Annotated in this window: 19 protein-coding genes and 3 tRNA genes; 13 read left to right on the top strand and 9 right to left on the bottom strand. The window is 43.2% G+C overall.

Features of this window, described 5'->3' with window-relative positions:
- Window positions 1-55 precede the first annotated feature (55 nt).
- The 12 genes from F885_RS13065 (at window position 56) to F885_RS13120 (ending at window position 12463) form a co-directional block, all read left to right on the top strand.
- Window positions 56-1372, top strand: a complete 1317-nt coding sequence (locus F885_RS13065; RefSeq protein WP_005314979.1) for an FAD-dependent oxidoreductase — start codon at window positions 56-58, stop codon at window positions 1370-1372.
- A 12-nt stretch (window positions 1373-1384) separates the two neighbouring features.
- Window positions 1385-1771 carry a VOC family protein gene (locus F885_RS13070; protein ID WP_005314977.1) on the top strand — a complete coding sequence of 129 codons (387 nt, stop codon included), beginning with the start codon at window positions 1385-1387 and terminating at the stop codon, window positions 1769-1771.
- Window positions 1772-1810: 39 nt separating this feature from the next.
- Entirely contained in the window at window positions 1811-2233 is a 423-nt protein-coding gene (locus F885_RS13075; RefSeq protein ID WP_005314975.1) for a hypothetical protein, read from the top strand.
- A 79-nt stretch (window positions 2234-2312) separates the two neighbouring features.
- Complete coding sequence (hisIE, locus tag F885_RS13080) at window positions 2313-3080, top strand: bifunctional phosphoribosyl-AMP cyclohydrolase/phosphoribosyl-ATP diphosphatase HisIE (protein WP_005314971.1); 768 nt, start codon at window positions 2313-2315, stop codon at window positions 3078-3080.
- Window positions 3081-3089: 9 nt separating this feature from the next.
- Window positions 3090-4592: a UvrD-helicase domain-containing protein gene (locus tag F885_RS13085; RefSeq protein WP_005314969.1), complete on the top strand. Its 1503-nt coding sequence runs from the start codon at window positions 3090-3092 to the stop codon at window positions 4590-4592.
- Window positions 4593-4616: 24 nt separating this feature from the next.
- On the top strand, window positions 4617-5999 hold the full coding sequence (locus F885_RS13090) for an AAA family ATPase (protein ID WP_005314966.1): 1383 nt from the start codon (window positions 4617-4619) through the stop codon (window positions 5997-5999).
- A 254-nt stretch (window positions 6000-6253) separates the two neighbouring features.
- Window positions 6254-9106 carry a monovalent cation/H+ antiporter subunit A gene (locus tag F885_RS13095; protein ID WP_005200479.1) on the top strand — a complete coding sequence of 951 codons (2853 nt, stop codon included), beginning with the start codon at window positions 6254-6256 and terminating at the stop codon, window positions 9104-9106.
- Window positions 9099-9467 (top strand): Na+/H+ antiporter subunit C, encoded by a 369-nt coding sequence (locus tag F885_RS13100; RefSeq protein ID WP_004656199.1) that lies wholly within the window; start codon window positions 9099-9101, stop codon window positions 9465-9467. The genes F885_RS13095 and F885_RS13100 overlap by 8 nt, the downstream gene beginning before the upstream one ends.
- Complete coding sequence (locus F885_RS13105; protein ID WP_005314962.1) at window positions 9467-11278, top strand: monovalent cation/H+ antiporter subunit D; 1812 nt, start codon at window positions 9467-9469, stop codon at window positions 11276-11278. The genes F885_RS13100 and F885_RS13105 overlap by 1 nt, the downstream gene beginning before the upstream one ends.
- Window positions 11278-11805 (top strand): Na+/H+ antiporter subunit E, encoded by a 528-nt coding sequence (locus F885_RS13110; protein ID WP_005314959.1) that lies wholly within the window; start codon window positions 11278-11280, stop codon window positions 11803-11805. Before F885_RS13105 ends, F885_RS13110 begins: the two co-directional genes overlap by 1 nt.
- Complete coding sequence (locus F885_RS13115; RefSeq protein WP_004656203.1) at window positions 11802-12077, top strand: monovalent cation/H+ antiporter subunit F; 276 nt, start codon at window positions 11802-11804, stop codon at window positions 12075-12077. Before F885_RS13110 ends, F885_RS13115 begins: the two co-directional genes overlap by 4 nt.
- An 11-nt stretch (window positions 12078-12088) precedes the next feature.
- Window positions 12089-12463 (top strand): Na+/H+ antiporter subunit G, encoded by a 375-nt coding sequence (locus F885_RS13120; protein ID WP_004802326.1) that lies wholly within the window; start codon window positions 12089-12091, stop codon window positions 12461-12463.
- Between the two features lie 51 nt (window positions 12464-12514).
- On the opposite strand, the gene F885_RS13125 is transcribed toward F885_RS13120, so the two are convergent.
- From F885_RS13125 to tpiA, 9 genes are all read right to left on the bottom strand, one after another.
- Window positions 12515-12916 (bottom strand): ribosome-binding factor A, encoded by a 402-nt coding sequence (locus F885_RS13125; protein WP_004774100.1) that lies wholly within the window; start codon window positions 12914-12916, stop codon window positions 12515-12517.
- Window positions 12916-15630, bottom strand: coding sequence for a translation initiation factor IF-2 (gene infB / locus F885_RS13130; RefSeq protein ID WP_004802324.1), 2715 nt, complete (start codon window positions 15628-15630; stop codon window positions 12916-12918). The genes F885_RS13125 and infB overlap by 1 nt, the downstream gene beginning before the upstream one ends.
- Before the next feature lie 10 nt (window positions 15631-15640).
- Window positions 15641-17125 carry a transcription termination factor NusA gene (nusA, locus tag F885_RS13135; RefSeq protein ID WP_004802322.1) on the bottom strand — a complete coding sequence of 495 codons (1485 nt, stop codon included), beginning with the start codon at window positions 17123-17125 and terminating at the stop codon, window positions 15641-15643.
- 37 nt (window positions 17126-17162) lie between these two features.
- A complete protein-coding gene (gene rimP / locus F885_RS13140) occupies window positions 17163-17687 on the bottom strand; it encodes a ribosome maturation factor RimP (RefSeq protein ID WP_005314955.1) in 525 nt (174 codons plus the stop codon).
- Between the two features lie 201 nt (window positions 17688-17888).
- Window positions 17889-17965: transfer RNA gene (locus tag F885_RS13145), tRNA-Met, on the bottom strand.
- An 87-nt stretch (window positions 17966-18052) separates the two neighbouring features.
- Window positions 18053-18129: transfer RNA gene (locus F885_RS13150), tRNA-Met, on the bottom strand.
- A 44-nt stretch (window positions 18130-18173) separates the two neighbouring features.
- Window positions 18174-18258, bottom strand: a tRNA-Leu gene (locus tag F885_RS13155).
- A gap of 57 nt (window positions 18259-18315) precedes the next feature.
- Window positions 18316-18645, bottom strand: a complete 330-nt coding sequence (gene secG, locus F885_RS13160; protein ID WP_004802318.1) for a preprotein translocase subunit SecG — start codon at window positions 18643-18645, stop codon at window positions 18316-18318.
- Between the two features lie 12 nt (window positions 18646-18657).
- On the bottom strand, window positions 18658-19449 hold the full coding sequence (gene tpiA, locus F885_RS13165) for a triose-phosphate isomerase (protein ID WP_005314950.1): 792 nt from the start codon (window positions 19447-19449) through the stop codon (window positions 18658-18660).
- Between the two features lie 371 nt (window positions 19450-19820).
- On the opposite strand from tpiA, the gene pilB reads away from it, so the two are divergent.
- The gene (gene pilB / locus F885_RS13170; RefSeq protein ID WP_005314945.1) at window positions 19821-21533 is read left to right on the top strand and encodes a type IV-A pilus assembly ATPase PilB; all 1713 of its coding nucleotides are present in this window, start codon (window positions 19821-19823) and stop codon (window positions 21531-21533) included.
- Window positions 21534-21552: the final 19 nt, after the last annotated feature.

Below are 21552 nucleotides of genomic sequence, written 5' to 3'. Positions count from 1 at the left end.
GAGATCAGTTAAGATCATGATTGACTGATCTATAAGCACTTTAAAAGAACAAATAATGAAAACACCTCATTTCGCCATTGTTGGCGCTGGCACAGCAGGCTTGGCAACCGCAATCCTGCTTGCACGTGCAGGCAATCATGTCACCATTTTTGAACAAGCGGATCAACTTTCTCCCGTCGGTGCGGGTTTACTGCTGCAACCTGCAGGCTTGGCCGTGTTTGAGCATCTCGGTGTGCTTGAGCATGCTTTAAAGTTGGGTGCCAAAGTCACAGGATTGGAAGGCCAACTTCCCAATAAGCGCCTGCTAGTGAATAGTCACTATCATCAAGCAGGCCATAATCTCTATGGCCTCGGTATTCATCGCGCTACTTTATGTCATGTGCTGACCCACAAACTGGCTGAATATGCCAGTCATGTGACATGGCGAATGGGTCATAGCATTGAACGTATTCAAGAACAGCAAAATGAAGTTCGTCTATTCGGTTCTCAGCAGCAACAAAGTTTTGATGCCTGCTTCGATGCTGTATTGATTGCCAATGGTGCACGCAGTCAATTACGCCCTCAAGCATGGGTGAAAGTCGATCAGGCCTATCCATGGGGCGCTGCATGGAGTATCGTGACTGAATGCCCAACACTCGATCCTGAAATTTTGCATCAGTTTTATGATCGCTCTAAAATCATGATGGGCGTGTTGCCTACGGGTGCCATCCCAACTGCACCTCAGCAACGACTTTCTAGCGTGTTTTGGAGTTTGCCAACCTCAAAACTACAATCATTCTTAAAAGATGAGTCGGCTAAACAACAATGGTTAAAACAGGTGGCGGATCGTTGGCCTGATGTCGCAGAATGGTTAAAACAGTTAATCTCAAACGAATACAATCAACCACAATGGTTATCCGCTCAATATCGGGATGTGGTGATGTCTCAATTTGGGCGAGGTCGAATTGGTGTCATCGGTGACGCCGCCCATGCCATGAGTCCACAATTGGGACAAGGCGCCAATATGGCTTTGTTGGATGCATGGGCCTTTTCACAGTCACTACACGCAGCAAAACAAAATCAGCAAATTGATTGGTCAGCCCTATGGCAGCACTATCATCAACAACGGCGTTCCTCGACCCAGTTCTATCAATTTTTAAGTCGTCTACTCACCCCACTGTATCAATCTGATCATTGGTGGGCAGGTGGCTTACGAGACCTAACCTTCCCATGGATGTATCAAATCCCCTATTTTCGTAAAGAAATGGCAATCACCATTTCAGGCTTAAAAACAGGACTGTTTCAGCAACTTGATTATCAACAAGTGGCGCAATATGCTGGGAAAGATCATGTTTTCAATGCTAAAACTGAATCACTACCTGAATATGAATGAGCACAGTGAAATATGAAAATTCGTCATCTAGATCATTTGGTTCTGACCGTTGCAGATATTGAGACAACTTGTAAGTTCTATCAATCAGCCCTGAATTTTGAGGTCATTCATTTCGGTGAAAATCGCAAAGCACTGCAATTTGGCAATCAAAAAATCAATCTGCATCAAGTGGGCAAAGAGTTTGAACCCAAAGCACTTCACCCGACTGCGGGCTCAGCGGATCTGTGCTTTATTGCGGAAACGCCATTGAATGAAGTGATTGCGCATCTCCAAGCACAGCAAATTGAAATCATTGAAGGTCCAATCGAAAGAACGGGTGCGATGGGGAAAATTTTATCGGTCTATTTACGAGACCCTGATCAAAACTTGATCGAAATTTCGAACTATATCAACAGTTAAAGAAAATCAAAATTCATCAATAAAAATAAGACGCTCAATATGAAATATAGTTTTTTATGGGCTTTGTATCGACAAGATAAAGGCAAAGCGATCAGGAAAGGATGCTGGTTTTTATTTCCCAGCCTTGCCAATTTTTTGTGTTTTCTAAATTTTCACTATCAACTCATTGAATGGCAAGTGAGCCCTCAATCTTCAGTCGGAAGATTAATATCAGGGCCTCATTTTTGGTTGGTCATTTTATTTGACTGTATCCCATTTCTTTTATTAGCGACGATCAGGCAAAGATATTTGCTTATATTATTAAAAATTTGGTTATTGATCGCCGTGAGTTTTTTCTTGATTAATGCTTGGTTTTGGGCCAGTTATCCCTACAGCACAATTCTACTTTTTACACTCTCTTTTGCCTCTTTAAAACAAGAACAAAATCAGCTGATGAATACCTATATTCGTCCGCATTCTTAAATGTTTTTACCCAACAAGCATAGCCAACCCTTGCCACAACCGCTACACTAGCTGCTCTCCACTCAATGGATTTTCACTCATGTCAAACTGGTTAGATGAAGTTAAATTTGATTCCAATGGTCTTGTTCCTGCCATTGCACAACATCATCAAACTGGTCGAGTGTTAATGGTTGCGTGGATGAATCGTGAGGCATTACAACTGACGGCTGAAAAAAATCAGGCAGTGTATTACTCACGTTCACGTCAAAAACTCTGGCATAAGGGCGAAGAATCAGGACACTTTCAAACCGTGCATGAAATTCGTCTGGATTGCGATGCCGACGTGATTATTTTACAAATTGAACAACATGGCGGCATTGCCTGCCATACTGGCCGTGAGTCTTGCTTCTATCGCAAACTCACGCCACAAGGCTGGGAAATTGTTGATGCTCAGCTCAAAGATCCAACCGCTATTTATGGTGCAGCAGCAAAAACCGAAGCACATGATCATGGTCAAAGTGAACAAGTCGATGTACTCAGCTATTTAGGTCGCTTAATGCAACAGCGTAAAACAGCTGAATCTGATAGTTCTTATATCGCCAGTCTGTACAAAAAAGGCATCAATAAAATTTCAGAAAAAGTCGGCGAAGAAAGTATTGAAAGTATCATCGCTGCCAAAGACTATGCCGTGCTTGCTTCACTGGAAAATAAACACGATCTGATTTATGAAGTGGCTGACTTATGGTTCCATAGTATTGTGATGTTGGGTTACTTCGATCTTGAGCCACAAGTGGTTCTCGATGAACTCGCACGTCGTCAAGGTTTATCAGGTTTAGTTGAAAAAGCTAACCGTAGCAAAGAAGCGTAATCAGAGCCTGTGTCAAATATAGAAAAACCCAAAGCCACTTATGAGCAAGCCATTGCGATAGACAATGCCCGTCTCGGTCAATCCTTTAAAGTGATTGCCTATGCTGGCACAGGTAAAACCACAACACTGCAAATGATCAGCGATGCCATGCCTGAACGGCGTGGCATGTACTTGGCATTTAACAAAGCCATCGCTTCAGAAGCACAAAATAAATTTCACGGCAATGTAAACTGTCGAACCTTTCACTCGCTTGCATTTCGCAGTGCACCGCGTGGCGTGACCGACAAATTACGCTTACCACGATTAAGCCCAAGCTTCATTGCCAAAGAATACCGTCTAGAGCCAATTACGCTACGTCGCCTCATGGGTGGGCGTTACGAAAAATACGTGTTGATGCCAAGTCGTTTGGCCAGCTTAGTTGCCAATGCCGTGAGCTACTTCTGCTCAACCAGTTCACAGTATCCAGCTCCTCGGCATATTCAAGCACCGAGCTGGTTACATCTAGACGATATCGAAGCCTTACAACAACATCTCTACCCGGCGGTGGAACGACGTTGGCTCGAATCAATTGATCCCAATCATCAAGCAGGTATTGGACACGATATCTACTTAAAGCTTTGGGCTTTATCAGAACCAAATATTCCTGCGGATTATGTGTTGTTTGATGAAGCACAGGATGCCGATCCACTGATGCTTGGTATTTTACTGCGTCAGAAAAGTACCCAAGTCATTTATGTCGGTGATGCACACCAACAAATTTACGCATGGCGTGGAGCAATCAATGCCATGCAACAAATGCCATTGCCTGAAAGTCGTTTAACCACCTCTTTTCGTTTTGGCGATGCCATTGCAGATGTCGCCAACAGCTTACTCGGTGCGCTGAATGAAACGGTACCCCTGTTAGGGAATCCAAACCAGAAATCAAGTGTGGTGAATAAACCGCATACCAAGATGCGCGATGCAATCCTTTGTCGGACTAACGCCCGTGCCATGGAGTTATTACTCTCTGGTCTCGTCAATGGTGATAAAGTCGGCTTACAAGCGGACCAGCAGAAACTAAGTCGTTTTGTCGATGCAGCAAGTTTATTGAAACAAGGCAAACGAATTACCGATGTTCCTGAGCTGGCTTGGTTTAACTCTTGGCATGATGTACACGAATATTGTGAAACCAATGATGGCAGTGATATCAAGCCCTTAGTCAAGCTAGTTGATGATCATGGTACTGATCCACTTAAGAAGGCACTGGCAAAAATCACCCCGATTGAACAGGCCGATTATGTGATTTCAACGGCACATAAAGCCAAAGGTTTGGAATGGAATCGTGTGCATATCGAAGACGATTACCAATTTAAAATAAATGGACTAGAACATAAAATTACAGATGAAGAGCTAAGACTACTTTACGTGGCCTGCACGCGTGCTAAAGTAAGTTTAAATATTCATCATTTATACGACTTAATACAACAATTAAAACGGTGCGCCCCCTCAAGTCTTCGTCAGTCAGCAGGTTAAAGCGCTTATGATTGAGGTCAGCTTATGCAGCTTGAATCGGTTCTATTTAAACACATCGGGATGTTTCGGGATTTAAATCTCGAATTTCAACCTGAGCGCTCTCCTATTACCCTGATTTTGGGTGATCAAGCCACAGGCAAAAGTACGATTTTAAAAAATATCTATCAAAGCCTGACTTGGTTTTCTGCACGCTATAAGGATATTCGTACTGCAGGCGTGGTGATTGCTGATCAAGACATTATGCTGAATCGCTTACAGGCAAAAATTCAAATTCAAGTCCGAATGAGCGGTGAACTGAGTGGCTCTTTGGCTGAAAGTAGTTCATCACAACAGACCGACACGCAAACTTGTGCATGGAAACTCTATAAAACATTTAACAGTCAAGGCGTTGGGATTAGCCAAGTGGAGACCCAACAGCTTGATCAAATGGTCACGCTTTATCAAAAAACGGGGTTGCAAGATCCTTTATTCGGACTTCCACTGATTGCCTATTATCCTGCCGAACGATTTGTCCAAGACATCAATTTACAAAGCAAAAATACCCCAGGGACATTACAGGAAATTTCGGCCTACGATTTAACTGCTGTACCCTATACTACGTTTGCCCGTTTTTTTGAGTGGCTACGTGAAATCAGCGATGTCGAAAATGCACATTCAGCCCATATCGTTAGACGCTTGATGGGCAATGATTTTAATCAACAAAATCAATCAGAAGTACTGCAAGAATTACAACAAGAACTGATTAATCATCCGAAGCAACTCTCTGCACCCAATCTTTATGCTTTGAAAAACAGCTTACATACGGTTTTCCCTGAATTAAGCGATATTTATATTCAGTATGTGCCAAAGTTACAATTAATGGTGCGTTATCACGATCAGTTGATTCCTTTTCAACAGCTCTCTGCTTCACTCAAAACTTGGATTGCATTAGTTGGAGACATTAGTCGTCGGTTTTGCTTGCTGAATCAGCATTGTTTTAATCCTTGCTTAGAAGGTGAAGGGATTCTATTGATTGATCAAATTGATAATCAACTCGATCAGAATCACTGTGCGGAAATTTTGGAGCGTCTGCATCAAGCTTTTCCACGTCTACAAATCATTGTCACAGGCAATCGAGATGCCTTGCTTGAGCATGCATTACATTACCAGTGCTTAAAATTAGATCAAAAAGGTGTTTACCAACTCAATTTAGAGGCATCTCAACAACAGCTTTCAAATTTATATCAAGGTCTCACCCAGACTGAAACAGCACATTCCGTGCAAGCCCAAACCTTGCTGCAAGCCGATCCACTGACCAGCAAAGTCGATGATTTATTCCAACAAATTCAGGATTTAAACGAACAAGAAAAGAACAATTTACTCCACCTGCTCAAGATAGATGATACACCGCAAGAAACGCCCTTATAAAGACGTATCAAAAGACAGAAATTGAAATATTATCAATCAAATGATGTTGTTTGTTTCATGTAATAACATCAGATTTTTGCTGATTTTTTATAGTAAAATAAATCGTATTTTTTATTTTCAAGTTGTGCAATACAACTTGCTGCCTCCGTTAACTTGATTGGGCTTCAAGATTTAAAGTTTTTGGTATTCTCTTTGAGTGCCTGTAAGTCTTGAAAGAAAATTCACCCCTTAGGTCTTCGACCTAAATCATCGACATGGATACCAGTGTGCTACCGATTATTATCTTATTACCGCTCATACTCGGCACCACCCTTGTCTCACAATTACAGCGTATTTCGCGTGGCGTGACGGCACTTGGGGCGATTGGCATCAGCCTTAGTTGTTTTATTTTACTTTTAACTCAGGCAGAAACGGTTCTTCAGGGCAATACCCTGCAACAAAGCTGGGACTGGCTTCCACAGCTTGGAATTAATCTGAGTTTTCGCCTAGATGCATTAGGTTTATTGTTTGGTCTGCTGATTAGCGGTATCGGCACCCTGATTTATATTTATGCCTATTACTATCTCAGTCCTAAAAATTCTCTGAGTAAACTCTACCAGCTGTTGATGCTGTTTATGGCAGCCATGCTGGGGATTTCACTCTCAAATAACCTAATCATCTTATTGGTGTTCTGGGAGCTGACCAGTATCTCCTCGTTCCTGCTTGTTGGTTATTGGAGTCAATACGAGGCAGCGCAACGTGGCGCCCGTATGGCCCTCACCATCACAGGCATGGGCGGTTTGGCCATGCTGGGTGGCTTTGTACTGATTGGACAAATCACTGGCACTTATCAGATTGATGAGTTGGTGTTGATGAAGGATACCATTCAGCAACATGCGCTATTTGTTCCTGCATTATTGCTGATCCTGTTAGGTGCATTCACCAAAAGTGCTCAGTTCCCCTTCCATTTTTGGTTACCGAATGCGATGGCAGCGCCGACTCCTGTGTCAGCCTATCTACATTCTGCAACCATGGTCAAAGCAGGGATTTTCTTATTAGCGCGTTTAGCTCCTATTTTTATTGGTGCTGCGCTGTATCACAATATCGTGACTTTTGTCGGTCTATTCACCTTGTGTATGGCCGCAGGTTTTGCCATTTTCAAAGAAGACCTGAAAGGACTTTTGGCCTATTCAACCATTAGTCATTTAGGCTTAATCGTATGTTTACTCGGTATTGGCTCGCCATTGGCGGTTGCTGCCGCAATTTTCCACATCATCAACCATGCCACCTTTAAAGCGGCATTGTTCATGATTGCAGGGATTATTGACCATGAAACGGGCACACGCGATTTACGCAAGCTCAGTGGCATCTGGCAACTGCTTCCATTTACAGGCACTCTCACCATGATCACCGCTGCCTCAATGGCGGGTGTACCACTGACCAATGGCTTTATCTCGAAAGAAATGTTCTTTACTGAGTTATTGGCCAACTTATCTGGTCCAGTGATGGTGATTTCAGCTATCGTCGCAACGTTTGCTGGTATTTTCGCAGTCAGTTATTCAATTCGTCTCGTTCATGGTGTGTTTTTTGATGGCCCGATTGGCAAACACGTACCGAATAAAGATGCACACGAACCACATTTAGGCATGCGCTTACCTGCCATTATTTTGGCAACACTCTGTATTTTGGTCGGTATCCTCCCTGCCCTATTTGCAGGGACAATGGTCAACAGCGTCACTCGTGCAAGTTTGGCACAGCCTGAATTTGAAGGCGTTCATCTTGCGATTTGGCATGGCATTAACGCCCCTCTCATCATGAGTTTGATTGCACTGATTGGCGGATCGATTTTCTATTTTGTATTGGCAAAAGATGGGCGCATTCGTAAAATCGACTTAGATCCTTATCTTGGAAAATTCCAAGGCAAGATTCTGTTTGATCTATTCTTGAAAAATTTATTACTGATCAGCCGCAAGATTAAGCAAAAGACCGAAAATGGTTCTTTGCAAAGCTATATCCTCTGGATTGTGTTGTTTAGCATCATCATGGTCGGCTTACCACTGTTCAACCAAGGCTTAACCACTGGCACACGTGAACTGACCCATGCACCTTGGGTGGCGATTGTACTCTGGCTTACCCTGTTCTCAGGTTGCTGGATGATGCTGTGGTTCCATCATGAACGTATCAAAGCCGTCCTGATCAGTGGTGCAGTCGGTTTGGTGGTCACGATGGTTTTTGTGACCCTCTCAGCACCTGACTTGGCATTGACACAGATTACAGTTGATGTGGTGACCACTGTTTTATTACTGATGAGTTTGTCTTTACTACCACAACTCACCCCTTACGAATCAAGCCGTTCACGCCGTTGGCGAGATGCCAGCCTTGCCATCGCAGGTGGTTTAGGTATTGGTTGGATTACCTGGTTGCTGTTAACTCGCGATCACAATTCAATCTCATGGTTCTTTTTACAACAGGCGATTCCGCTGGGCGGTGGTTCAAATGTGGTCAATGTAATCTTGGTTGACTTCCGTGGTTTCGATACCTTCGGTGAAATTACCGTACTCGGCATTGCTGCGATTGGTGCACTTTGTCTGATGGATGGTATGCGTGCACACGGGACCACCATGACCCAAGGCTTAACCTATCGTTTTAACCCTTCACCATTGATGTTCCGTATCACGGCGTCATGGATCTTGCCACTGGCCTTGGTGGTCAGCGTCTACATCTTTATGCGTGGGCATAATCTTCCGGGCGGTGGCTTTATTGCAGGTTTGATTACCTCAATGGCACTGATTATTCAGTACATCGTATTGGGTCAAGATCAAACCGAACAGATGATCAAAGCCAAATCAGGTCGTCTTTATGAGTTATGGATTGGTGCGGGTTTAACCATTGCAGGTCTCACCGGTATTATCGCGTGGTTGTGGGCTCGCCCTTTCCTCACCAGTGCACATATTTATGTAGAAGCCCCATTGCTTGGAAAAATGCATCTTGCCTCTGCAGTCGCATTTGATACAGGGGTCTACATTACCGTTGTAGGGGCTGCCATGTTGTTGATCTCCGTACTCGGAGACTCTCGTCACTCTAGTATGGCTGGTCCGATCCCAGGTGGAGATAATCAAAATGATTAGTATTGAATTTTTACTCGCGTCAGGGATTGGCTTACTCACTGCAACAGGTATTTATTTGATTCTGCGTGCTAGAACATTTCCAGTGGTCCTTGGTTTGGCCATGATTGGCTATGCCGTGAACTTATTCCTGTTTGCCATGGGCCGTCTGCAAATCAATGCACCCGCGGTGTTGACTCAGGCCACCAAAGTGACCGACCCACTCCCTCAAGCACTGGTATTAACGGCGATTGTAATTGGCTTTGCCACCACCGCCTTTATCGTGCAACTTGCCCTACGCAGTCGTTATGAATCTGGTACAGACCATGTCGACTCGAAAGAAGAACCCACCTTGACTTATGACCCACGTGAGGATGAGCCATAATGTTTGATTTTTACAGTTTCTGGCACGCTCACGCTCCAATTATCAGTATCTTAATTCCAGCATTCACCAGTTTTATTCTGGTGTTATTGGGCAATCCAGGTTCAGGTTCTTTAAAGCAAGATTGGCGTCAACCTTGGCGTCGCGGGATTAGTATTGCTTCGGCAGTTTTGGGCTTAATCACGGCAATCAGCTATCTGAGTATTGCCAGCACAGGCCAAATTACAGTTTATCAGCTCAGTGAATGGTCGGCGCCATTCGGGATTGTCTTAGTCCTTGATCGCCTATCTGCCTTTATGTTGGTCCTAACCTATATTCTTGCAGTACCCGTGATTTGGTATGCCAGTGAGAACTGGGATACCCGTGGGCGCTATTTCCATACCATGGTGCATTTCCTGCTCATGGGAATCACAGGTGCATTCCTGACAGGCGACTTATTCAACTTATTCGTCTTCTTCGAAATCCTGCTGATGGCTTCTTATGTGCTGTTACTGCACGGTCAAGGTCGTCCACGTTTTCAACTTGGGGTGCATTACGTCACCATTAACTTGCTGGCCTCTGCCCTATTCCTGATTGGTCTAGGCATGATTTATGGCAGTGTCGGCAGCTTGAACATGGCTGATGTCGGCCGTCTGGTATCAAGCTTAGATGGTGATCAGCACAAGCTTGCCGTTGCAGGTGGACTATTGCTGTTTGTGGTGTTTGGTATTAAAGCTGCGATGTTGCCTGTTGGCTTCTGGTTGCCGAAAACCTATGCGGTTGCAAGCACACCGGTTGCTGCGATTTTTACCATTATGACCAAAGTGGGTATTTATGCCATTTTACGTGTCAATGGCACTGTGTTTGATGATGCCATGGCACAAAGCATTTTCAAGAACTGCTTATTGATCATTGGCTTGGTGACTTCCCTTTATGGTGTGATTGGTGCAATTGGCGCTGAACGCTTACGCCGTTTTGTTGGCTTCATGGTGCTGTCATCGATTGGTACACTGCTGATTTCAATTGCCATGTTCAATACACAGGCATGGGCCGCAGCACTGTATTATTTAGTTCACAGTACCTTGATCGCAGCAGCTTTCTATTTATTCTGTGGCTGGATGACCTCGCAACGTGGTGCTTTTAAAGATCATTTAAAAGTTGCACCACGAATCAAACAGGAAAAAGCGGCTGCTTTTACTTACTTTACCATCGCCTTAATGATGGCAGGTTTACCTCCATTCAGCGGCTTTCTAGGTAAAGTCTTCATCTTGCAAGCCACTGCTGAGACACCATATCAAGGCTGGATCATCGCAGTGATTCTGATTGTAAGCTTGCTCAGCATTATTGCGATGACACGCGTTGGCTTTATTTTGTTCTGGCGTGCAACACCACCTGAAGAAGACCAGAAGGAAGCGGCTTATGCTGAATATCAAGCCCTCCCTGAGCTTGCGCCGAAGCGTAATGATACTGCGATCTATATTTTACTTGGTGCATTAATGCTTTATGTAGTTTGTGCAGCGCCGATTCAGAACTATACGCTTGCAACAGCACAGCAAATTCAGAATCACGCGCTTTATAACCAGACCATTCTGAAACATGATGCACAAGGTCGCCCGATCAGCGTACAGCCTTATGATCCAAGCTACTTACCTGAAACCAAGTATGGTGGTGAAGTTGAAGATCCGAACGCCTTGCTGATTCCAGATATTATTTCTAAGCCAACCCTACAAGGCGAACATATTTCTGAATATAAGCAGCGTCAAATTGCGGAGCAAGTCCTCGAAGCACCAACCATTCCGAATAGCACACAGTTAAAGCCAATGGAGGATCACTGATGCAAAAACTATCTTTGCTTGAGCGTTGGTTCCCACATCCATTTGTGTCGGTGCTGATTTTCTTGAGTTGGTTGATGCTGGCGCATAGTCTGGATCTGACCGATATTTTAATGGCGTTGATTCTAGCTGTTGTGATCGCACGTTTGGTCAGTCCATTTATTGCCAGAACACCGCATATTCATTGGCTTCCTGCGATTAAACTGGTCTTTGTAGTACTGTGGGATATTGTCATTTCCAACTTCCGTGTTGCCAAAATGGTGCTTGGTCCAATGGATCAATTACACCCTAAATGGTATCGCGTTCCATTGGAAACTGAACATGAACAAGTGAATACTTTGCTGGCGATGATTATCACCACCACACCTGGCACGGTTTCAGCCGGAATCGATCAGGAACGTGGAGATATTCTGGTGCATGCACTCAGTTCAGATAATACCGAACTGGATATTCAAGACATTAAAAAACGCTATGAAATGCCTTTAATCGAAATCTTTAATGTCAAGATTACAGAAGGAGCAAATAAATGACCATTTTGCCTTATGCATTGGGTATCGGTTTAATTGCCATTACCATCTCTATGTTTCTGTGCTTGATTCGCTTGATTGCGGGCCCTTCAGTGATTGATCGACTCTTGGCACTCGATACTTTATTTCTAAATGCGACCTGTCTGATCGTGGTTTTAGGCATTTATTGGGTCAGCACTAATCTATTCGAAGGTGCGCTATTGGTTGCAATGCTCGGCTTTGTTTCTACTGCCGCGCTTGCTCGTTACTTCACTACGGGTCATGTAATTGACTAAGGAGCAATGCCATGCAACTAATTCTTGAGATTGTCGTTTCATTTTTTGTGGTGTTTGGTGCGTTCTTTATGCTGATCGGTTCGATCGGCATGATTCGCCTACCCGACTTATTTATGCGTTTACATGCACCGACCAAATCCAGTACTTTAGGCCTTGGTAGCTTTCTGATCGCAGCCATGATTTTTGCTGCAATGCATGGTCGTTTTGGTTTTGCTGAGCTTTTAATTACTCTGTTTGCATTTATCACTGCGCCAGTATCGGCAAATTTGATGGCACAAGCAGCCATCCACTTACGCTTACGCTCAACCAGTGGTGATGTACCAGAAGCTTTAAATCGCCCATTGCCTTGGCAACGTTATCGTCGCCATCCATTGAAAAAAGATTAATCCCATCAAGCCATAAAAAAAGCCACCCGAAGGTGGCTTTTTTATATCAATTTACTTTTGTTCATCTTGCTCTTGTTCAGGCAAATCCTTAACCGCTTCCGCAATCAGACCAAACATATAGTTACCATAGGCATTGGTCTTATCGTAATGGAAACGCAATCTTGGCGTAATACGTGTCTTGATACGACGACTCAATTCATGACGCAAGAAACCAGACGCTTTATTCAAGACATCTAAAGTTTCTTTATTTGCTGCTTCACTTTGATCATCACCCAGCTCACGACCCATTACAGTGACATATACTTCAGCATATCCCATATCTGCACTGACTTTCACGGCTGAGATGGTCACAAGACCACCCAGACGTGGATCTTTAAGCTCCTGACGGATAAGCTCAGACAACTCGCGTTGTACTGAGTCCGCCATGCGCTTTAAGCGTTGGCTACCCGCCATTAAAGACTCCGTTTAATCAATTGAACATCATACACTTCGATCTTATCTTGTGCTTTGATGTCTTTATAACCCTTAACTGCAAGACCACATTCCATACCAGCACGAACTTCTTCAACCACTTCTTTATAGCGACGAAGAGATTCAAGCTCGCCTTGGAACACAACCACATCATCACGTAATACGCGAATTGGCTTGTTACGATGCAATACACCTTCAAGTACCATACAGCCCGCTGCTGCACCAAATTTACTTGAGTGGAATACTTCACGTACTTCAGCCACACCCAAGATCGTCTCACGATGTTCTGGCGCAAGCTTACCGCTCATTGCAGCTTTAACATCATCAATCAAGTGATAAATGACGCTGTAGTAACGAATATCGATACCATCTTGATCAGATTTTTGACGAGCAGTGTTATCCGCACGTACGTTGAAACCTAATAATACTGCTTCTGAAGACTCAGCTAAAGTGACATCTGACTCAGTGATTGCACCAACACCAGAACCGATTACACGGACTTTAACTTCATCAGTAGAAAGCTCATCAAGCGCAACATGTAACGCTTCCAAAGTACCACGTACATCAGTTTTGAGTACGACATTCACATAAGGAATATCTTTTTTACCCATAGATGCCATGATGTTTTCAAGACGCATTGCACTCGCACGCTCTAGACGTTTATGACGTTCACGGTCAGAACGAGCATCAGCAACTTCACGTGCTTTCTTCTCATCATTCACCACAAGAACTTCATCACCCGCCATTGGCGCATCAGGTAAACCTAAAATTTCAACTGGAATCGAAGGACCTGCAGAAGTAATACGTTGACCATTTTCATCAACCATCGCGCGAACACGACCATAAGATGAACCTGCAAGTACCAAGTCACCAATGTTCAATGTACCGTTTTGTACCAGAATCGACGTTACTGCACCGCGACCTTTGTCGACACGTGCTTCGATTACAACACCTTGTGCCGCACCTTCAGCTGAAGCTTTAAGCTCCATCAATTCAGCTTGGATCAAGATTAAATCAAGTAAACCATCGATACCTGCACCAGAGTGTGCTGATACTTTTGCAATTGGCACATCACCGCCCCACTCTTCAGGTACGATACCTTTGGTGGTCAATTCGTTTAATACACGGTCTACATCAGCTGATTCTTTATCCATCTTGTTGATGGCAACAATAATCGGCGTACCTGCAGCACGTGCATGGTCAATTGCTTCAGCTGTTTGTGGCATAACACCATCATCAGCAGCAACAACAAGGACCACGATATCAGTCGCTTTTGCACCACGTGCACGCATTGATGTAAACGCAGCATGTCCTGGTGTATCGAGGAAGGTAATAATCCCTTTCTCAGTTTCAACGTGATAAGCACCAATATGCTGAGTAATACCACCCGCTTCACCCGCAGCCACTTTAGAGCGACGGATACGATCTAGTAACGACGTTTTACCATGGTCAACGTGACCCATGATCGTTACAACTGGCGGACGAGTTGTTTGCTCACCACGAGCTTCTTCAGCAGCAACCAATAAGTTATCTTCTGCTTGCGTATCAGAAACTAAAACTGGATTGTGGCCCAATTCTTCAACCACAAGTACAGCAGTATCTTGATCAATGGCTTGGTTCTGAGTTACAAGTTCACCCATTTTCATGAGGGTCTTGATCACTTCACGAACTTTAACCGCCATTTTTTGTGCTAGATCAGCAACAATGATTTTCTCACCGATCTCAACATCATAAATTTGCTTTTTAACTGGTTTTTCAAAACCATGTTTATTGGCTTGGCTGGTTTTCAAACCACGCTTGTGATGGCTCTTGCTAAAACTTTGTTCAGATTGAGCATCACCACCACGACCGCCTTTCTTACCAGCACGTGGATTTGCAGTTGCACCACCACGTTTGATTTCACGGTCTTCCTTATTAAAGGAATCTTCATACGCTTGACCAACAAGACCAGCAGCCAACGGTGAATCATCAATCACACGAATCGTTGCAGTTGCATCATCATTTGAATATTTTGATGCCATCTGACGCATTTGCTCAAGTGTACGTTGCTGCGCTTCTTCAGCTGCTTTACGACGTACTGCTTCTTCAGTTGCTTTCAACTGAGCAGTTTGCTCTTCACGTGCTCTTTTTTGCTCTGGTGTTTCTGTCGGGCGAATAACAGGGGCTTTAATCACCTTGTCGCTATTACGCTTTTTCACCACAACAGCTGTTTTTGCTGGAGCTTGAGCCGCATTATCAGAAGTATGCGCTGCACGCATGGCTTCTAAAGTTGCATTGGCTTTTTGTTCAGCCGTATGACGTGCAGTTTGCTCAGCATCATTACGTACTTTTTGCTCGGCACGTACTTTTGCATCTGCTTCTACACGCGCTTTTGCTTCAGCTGCAAGTAATTCTGGATTTGGTTTAGCAAAAACTTGTTTCTTACGAACTTCAACATTAATGCTTTTCGCTTTACCTGAAGTACTTGTAACTTTAGCAGTACTCGTTGTTTTACGTTTCAACGCAATTTTTCCTGTGTTACCACTTTCCTGACCATGTACTTTTTTCAAGTGATTGACCAAAGTATCTTGCTGTTCAGTGGTAATAATGTCATCTGCTTTACGCTGTGGTAGACCTGCTTCGCGAACCTGCTCTAGGAGTTTCTCTACAGGACGTTCTACGCTGAGCGCTAACTCTTGAATCGACTTGTCCGTCATCTATTATCTCCTAGTTAAACCATGATTCACGTGCTTTCATGATTAACTGACCCGCTTTGTCATGACCTAAACCTTCGATATCAGAGATATCATCAGTTGCTTGGTCCGCCAAATCATCAACAGTAACCACACCACGCGCCGCCAATGCATACGCAATCTCAGTCGTCATACCTTCCATACCGAGAAGTTCTGCACTTGGCTCTTGAATATTTTCTTGCTGTTTCAATGCATCCGTCAAAGCAGCTTCTTTCGCACGACTTTGTAACAGTTCAACTAAATCTGCTTCAAGCTCGATTTCGTCGAATGTTTCAGCTGGTACATAAGCAATCTCTTCGAGTGAAGTAAAGCCCATTTCTACCAATGCCATTGCCAAGTCTTCTTCAATATCCAGACGTGTAACAAACATATCTAAATATTGTTGTGCTTCATTTTGCTGACGAGCACGATACTCTTCTTCTAACATCATGTCGAGTTTATAACCCGTCAATTCCGATGCTAAACGAACATTTTGTCCTTGCGAACCAATTGCACGCGCTAACTGATCATTGGTTGCAAAGATAATATCTGCACTACGTGCATCTTCATCTAAAACAATACCTGATACATCAGCTGGCTCTAATGCACTTGCAATATATTGTGCTGGGTCATCAGACCACACCACCACATCAATACGTTCACCGTTCAACTCTTGTTGCACTGCTTGGATACGTGTACCACGCATACCAATACATGCACCTACTGGGTCGATACGATGATCATTGGTTTTCACTGCAATTTTAGCACGAACACCTGGTTGACGAGCAGCCGCTTTAATTTCGATAATTTCTTCAGAAATTTCTGGAATTTCTTTTTTCATCAATGCAATCAGCATTTCAGGACGTGCACGAGACAATAATAATTGTGCGCCACGGCCTTCACGATTCACGTTATACAAAATCGCATTGATACGTTGTTTAGGACGTAAAATTTCTTTGTGGATGGTTTCTTCACGCGCTAAATAAGCTTCAGCGTTGTCACCAAGATCAATGATAAAGCCATCTTTAGTTTGCTTTTTCACTTCACCGTAGATCAACTCACCCACTTTAGACTCATAGGCATCCGCAACCAGTGCGCGTTCTGCTTCACGAATCTTTTGTACGATTACTTGTTTTGCAATTTGTGCTGCAATACGACCAAATTCAATTGATTCAACTTCCAACTCACGCACGTCACCGATTGACCACTGAGCAGGGTCTAAATCAGAAATCGCATCTTGGCATGCTGGCATTTCATGATCTTCATCCGCAACCACAGTCCATTGACGGAAAGTACGGTAATCACCCGTTTTACGATCAATCTCAACACGAAGTTGAGCTTCTTCTGAACGTGTGCCTTCGTAAAACTTTTTCTTCGTTGCCGCAACAAGTGCTTGCTCTAACGCTTGGAAGATCGCTTCACGACTAACACCTTTTTCATTACTAACCGTTTCTGCAACGGTAAGAATTTCGCGGCCCATAAGTCACCTACCGATTTCTTATAAAATTAAGTTAATATTAGTCTTGATAGATTAAATTTGCTTTATCAATATTATTACTATCAATTTCAAGCACATGATCACCTTCAACTTCAACTTGAATCATTTCATTTTCTAAGTCTACAGAAAGTAATTTGGCTTGGAATTTACGACGGTTCTCGACAGCAGCAATTAATCGTAAAGCCACTTGTTGCCCGATATAGGCAGGCAGTTGGTTCAATTGGAAAAATGGACGATCCCAACCTGGTGAAGAAACTTCTAAAGCATATTCACCCGAAATTGGATCATGAACATCAAGCATTGCACCCACTTGTTGTGTTACGAGAACACAATCTTGAACGCCAATACCACGCCCGAGTTCAACTTCACCATCTTCTGTTAAGACAGGTTCAACATTCTCATCGACCGCTTTATCAATATAAATGCGTAATAAAGAACGTTTACCTTGTGGTAGGAATTCAATTCCCCACAAATCTACACCACACGCAGCTACAGCTGGTGCAATTAGATCATGCAATGCTTGAGATTTATTTGATAATTTCATTTACTCTCGTCGCTCTCATACGAGCCAATCAATCTTAACCGTATAGTGAAGCACGACTATTTGACCAATTGATGTCGAACAACTACACGATATAGCTAAACAACCAATAAAAAAGGGCGTAAATCGCCCCTATGTTACACAGAAAAGCAATGCCCACTGTGCAAAAAGGCCCACCTTATTGTGAGCCTCTTTTTAGAAACTTGGTAGCGGGAGCTGGATTTGAACCAACGACCTTCGGGTTATGAGCCCGACGAGCTACCAGACTGCTCCATCCCGCATCAACGTGCAAAAATTATATACAAATATGAAAAAAAGTCAATTTAAGTTTTTTCATATTTGCTTGATTAAGTTGCACCTTAATCAAATGGTAGCGGGAGCTGGATTTGAACCAACGACCTTCGGGTTATGAGCCCGACGAGCTACCAGACTGCTCCATCCCGCAACAATACAAACACTGCACACACCAAACTTACTGGTTATTAAGCTTGGTGCGGAAGGGGGGACTTGAACCCCCACGCCCGAAAGCACTACCACCTCAAGGTAGCGTGTCTACCAATTCCACCACCACCGCAGTATTGTGGGACGCATTCTATTCCCTTAAACGCAAAAAGGAAAGTGCTAATTCAACTTATTCAGTTGTTTTTGGTGCAGTTGGTGAAGTTTCAGGCGATGTCGCTGGGGCAGATGTCGACGTTTGAACAGTTTTTAAACTATATGCATCTGTCGTCTGTTTTTTAGCAAATACAGCAAGCGTTAAACTTGTGACAAAAAACAATGCGGTAAAAATCGCAGTTAAACGAGTTAAAAAGTTACCTGCACCTGAGGCACCAAAAACAGTAGCAGCACCGCCACCACCAAATGATGCTCCTGCTTCCGCACCTTTACCTTGTTGTACCAGAACCAAAGCAATAATTAAAATTGCTAAAATGATATGTACAACGAGTATAAAACTATACATTTCAATTCCTCGTTATTTGCTTTGTGCAAATGCTTTTGCGATTTGGTAAAACGATTGTGCATTTAAAGACGCACCACCTACCAAAGCACCATTAATATCTGGACATGCTGCCAATTCAACTGCATTTTCAGCTTTTACACTGCCGCCATAAAGAATCGCCATCTCAGCACCAAATGCCGTGATTTGCTTTAGACCTTCACGAATTTTTGCATGCATGGCTTGAGCATCCGCAGGAGAAGCCGTCTTCCCTGTTCCGATTGCCCAAATAGGCTCATACGCTATCACAATATTTTGCCATTGTTCAGTTTTTACTACAGCGGCCATATCACAGATTTGTTGTAATACCACTTGTTCTGCTGCACCCTGTTCACGTTGCTCTAAGCTTTCGCCCACGCAATAAATGACAGTCAAACCAGCAGTTAATGCATTTCGTAATTTAGCTTTTAAAATTTCGACATCATCGCCAAATAATTCACGACGTTCAGAATGCCCAATTAAAACAAATTCAATACCACTGTCTTTTAACAGTTCGGCGCTCACTTCACCGGTATAGGCACCTGTACCTGCGACACGAGAAACATCTTGCGCAACCGTACAAATCGTTCTCGCTGCATCTTTAAACTGTGTCTGAATGCCGCTTAACGCAATTGCGATTGGCGCAACACCAATATGACATTGCTCAGCTGCAATATCTTCCTGTTGTAATAACTGTTTAAATTCTTCTACTAATTGGAAAGCATTCGCATGCATTGGATTCATTTTCCAATTGCCAACAACCCAAGGAGTAATGCTCGAGTTCGACATACTTCGCCCACCCACTGTTAATTTCTCAAAAATGCTGCATATTTTACACGGATTTTTATAAAATTCAGTTTTTTCTTTTACTGCTGTATAAATGACTAAAAATCATGAAGATCAGTAAAAGCTGCTATTCTACCGTCATAATATTATGGTGTTTCAGTGTAAAATTTAAAGCTTGCCACAATTGAATTGATTTGATTATGGATAAGATTTAATTCAATGAAAGAAAATTAATTTGCAAAAAACTCGATCAGTTCAAAGTTTTCACTATGAATCAAGGCAAAAACAACACTTTCTGTAGTAGTATTTTTGCATAACAAAAGTATAATTTTTAGAATACATATTATAAACATTTATTGTCATAAGGCGGACAGATGTCAGGATTACATACGTCTCCAAAGTTTTCGGGGTTTATTCGACGGTTAGTTGAAGATGGACACATGTCCACCACAACCATGCAAACCGCAATTGACGCGGCTAAAAAAGCACAACAAGACATCGTTGCACATCTGATTGAACAGCATCGTTTATCTCCCCTAACCATTGCTGAAACGATTGCAGCCGAATTCGGTGAACCACTTTTCGATCTGGCTGTATACGATACAGCTTTGCTACCTCGCGATCTGGCAGACAACAAACTCATTCAGAAACATAAAGTTGCACCGTTACTACAACGTGGGCAAATTTTATATGTCGCGACCAGCAATCCAACCAATATTGAAGCATTAGATGCCATTCGCTTTAATACCAAACTCAATATTGAGCCCATCATTGTTGAGCACACAAAACTCGAAAAACTGATTGAACAACAGTTTGGCGATTCTGGCAGTTTCGATTTTGGTGAAAGTGAAGACTTTGATCTCGACATTGATGTAAGTCAAGATCCAAGCAAAGAAGAAGATGACACGCCACAAGGTGATGAGTCTCCAATTGTCAAATACATCAATAAACTATTGATTGATGCGATTCGTATGGGCGCATCCGATTTACATTTCGAACCCTATGAAAAAATGTATCGTGTCCGCTATCGTGTTGATGGTGTACTCCGTCAAATCGCCAACCCACCATTACAAATGGCAACCCGACTCGCCTCACGTTTAAAAGTCATGTCACAAATGGACATTTCTGAAAAACGAATGCCGCAAGATGGACGTATTAAACTTAAACTGTCCAAGACCAAAGCTATCGATTTCCGTGTTAACTCACTACCCACATTGTTTGGAGAAAAGTTGGTACTCCGTATTCTGGACCCATCCAGTGCTATGCTGGGTATTGAAGCACTCGGTTATGAAGATGAGCAAAAAGCCTTATTTATGGATGCACTGGATAAACCACAAGGCATGTTACTAATTACAGGTCCAACGGGCTCTGGTAAAACAGTGTCTTTGTATACGGGTTTAAATATCCTGAATACCGAAGACACCAATATTTCGACCGCCGAAGATCCAGTTGAAATTAACTTGGAAGGAATTAATCAGGTTAACGTCAATCCGAAAACAGGACTTACCTTCTCTGCAGCGCTGAAAGCATTTTTACGTCAAGATCCAGACGTGATCATGGTCGGGGAGATTCGTGATCTGGAAACGGCTGAAATTGCCATTAAAGCCGCACAAACGGGTCATATGGTGATGTCAACTCTGCATACCAACAGCGCGCCAGAGACCCTAACCCGTTTACGCAACATGGGGGTGCCTTCTTTCAACATTGCAACCTCCGTCAATCTGGTAATCGCGCAACGCTTGGCGCGTCGCCTCTGTGGTCAATGTAAAGAAGAGATTGAGATCCCTAAACAAAGCTTGTTGGAACTCGGCTTTACTGAACAAGATTTAAATGACCCTGAATTCAAAATTTTTCAACCTGTCGGTTGCGCTGAATGCCGTGAAGGCTATAAAGGTCGTGTGGGGATTTACGAAGTCATGAAGGTCACGCCAGAAATTTCCAGACTGATTATGGAAGATGGCAATGCCTTACAAATTGCAGCAGCATCAGAACAAGCAGGATTTAATAATCTACGTCGTTCAGGTTTGAAAAAAGTCATGCAGGGAATTACCTCTTTGCAGGAAGTCAACCGAGTAACAAGTGAATAAAATCAATAAAAAGGATTAA

The sequence above is a fragment of the Acinetobacter higginsii genome, from assembly GCF_000369845.1.
Taxonomy (GTDB): Bacteria; Pseudomonadota; Gammaproteobacteria; order Pseudomonadales; family Moraxellaceae; genus Acinetobacter; species Acinetobacter higginsii.
Note: the sequence above shows the minus strand (reverse complement) of the source record. Positions and strands in the feature narration are given on the sequence as shown.

Excerpts from the sequence above, each read along its gene's own strand:
- F885_RS13065 (WP_005314979.1), top strand. The coding sequence starts at position 56 with ATGAAAACACCTCATTTCGCCATTGTTGGCGCTGGCACAGCAGGCTTG.
- F885_RS13070 (WP_005314977.1), top strand. The coding sequence starts at position 1,385 with ATGAAAATTCGTCATCTAGATCATTTGGTTCTGACCGTTGCAGATATT.
- F885_RS13075 (WP_005314975.1), top strand. The coding sequence starts at position 1,811 with ATGAAATATAGTTTTTTATGGGCTTTGTATCGACAAGATAAAGGCAAA.
- hisIE (WP_005314971.1), top strand. The coding sequence starts at position 2,313 with ATGTCAAACTGGTTAGATGAAGTTAAATTTGATTCCAATGGTCTTGTT.
- F885_RS13090 (WP_005314966.1), top strand. The coding sequence starts at position 4,617 with ATGCAGCTTGAATCGGTTCTATTTAAACACATCGGGATGTTTCGGGAT.
- F885_RS13095 (WP_005200479.1), top strand. The coding sequence starts at position 6,254 with ATGGATACCAGTGTGCTACCGATTATTATCTTATTACCGCTCATACTC.
- F885_RS13100 (WP_004656199.1), top strand. The coding sequence starts at position 9,099 with ATGATTAGTATTGAATTTTTACTCGCGTCAGGGATTGGCTTACTCACT.
- F885_RS13105 (WP_005314962.1), top strand. The coding sequence starts at position 9,467 with ATGTTTGATTTTTACAGTTTCTGGCACGCTCACGCTCCAATTATCAGT.
- F885_RS13110 (WP_005314959.1), top strand. The coding sequence starts at position 11,278 with ATGCAAAAACTATCTTTGCTTGAGCGTTGGTTCCCACATCCATTTGTG.
- F885_RS13115 (WP_004656203.1), top strand. The coding sequence starts at position 11,802 with ATGACCATTTTGCCTTATGCATTGGGTATCGGTTTAATTGCCATTACC.
- F885_RS13120 (WP_004802326.1), top strand. The coding sequence starts at position 12,089 with ATGCAACTAATTCTTGAGATTGTCGTTTCATTTTTTGTGGTGTTTGGT.
- F885_RS13125 (WP_004774100.1), bottom strand. The coding sequence starts at position 12,916 with ATGGCGGGTAGCCAACGCTTAAAGCGCATGGCGGACTCAGTACAACGC.
- infB (WP_004802324.1), bottom strand. The coding sequence starts at position 15,630 with ATGACGGACAAGTCGATTCAAGAGTTAGCGCTCAGCGTAGAACGTCCT.
- nusA (WP_004802322.1), bottom strand. The coding sequence starts at position 17,125 with ATGGGCCGCGAAATTCTTACCGTTGCAGAAACGGTTAGTAATGAAAAA.
- rimP (WP_005314955.1), bottom strand. The coding sequence starts at position 17,687 with ATGAAATTATCAAATAAATCTCAAGCATTGCATGATCTAATTGCACCA.
- secG (WP_004802318.1), bottom strand. The coding sequence starts at position 18,645 with ATGTATAGTTTTATACTCGTTGTACATATCATTTTAGCAATTTTAATT.
- tpiA (WP_005314950.1), bottom strand. The coding sequence starts at position 19,449 with ATGTCGAACTCGAGCATTACTCCTTGGGTTGTTGGCAATTGGAAAATG.
- pilB (WP_005314945.1), top strand. The coding sequence starts at position 19,821 with ATGTCAGGATTACATACGTCTCCAAAGTTTTCGGGGTTTATTCGACGG.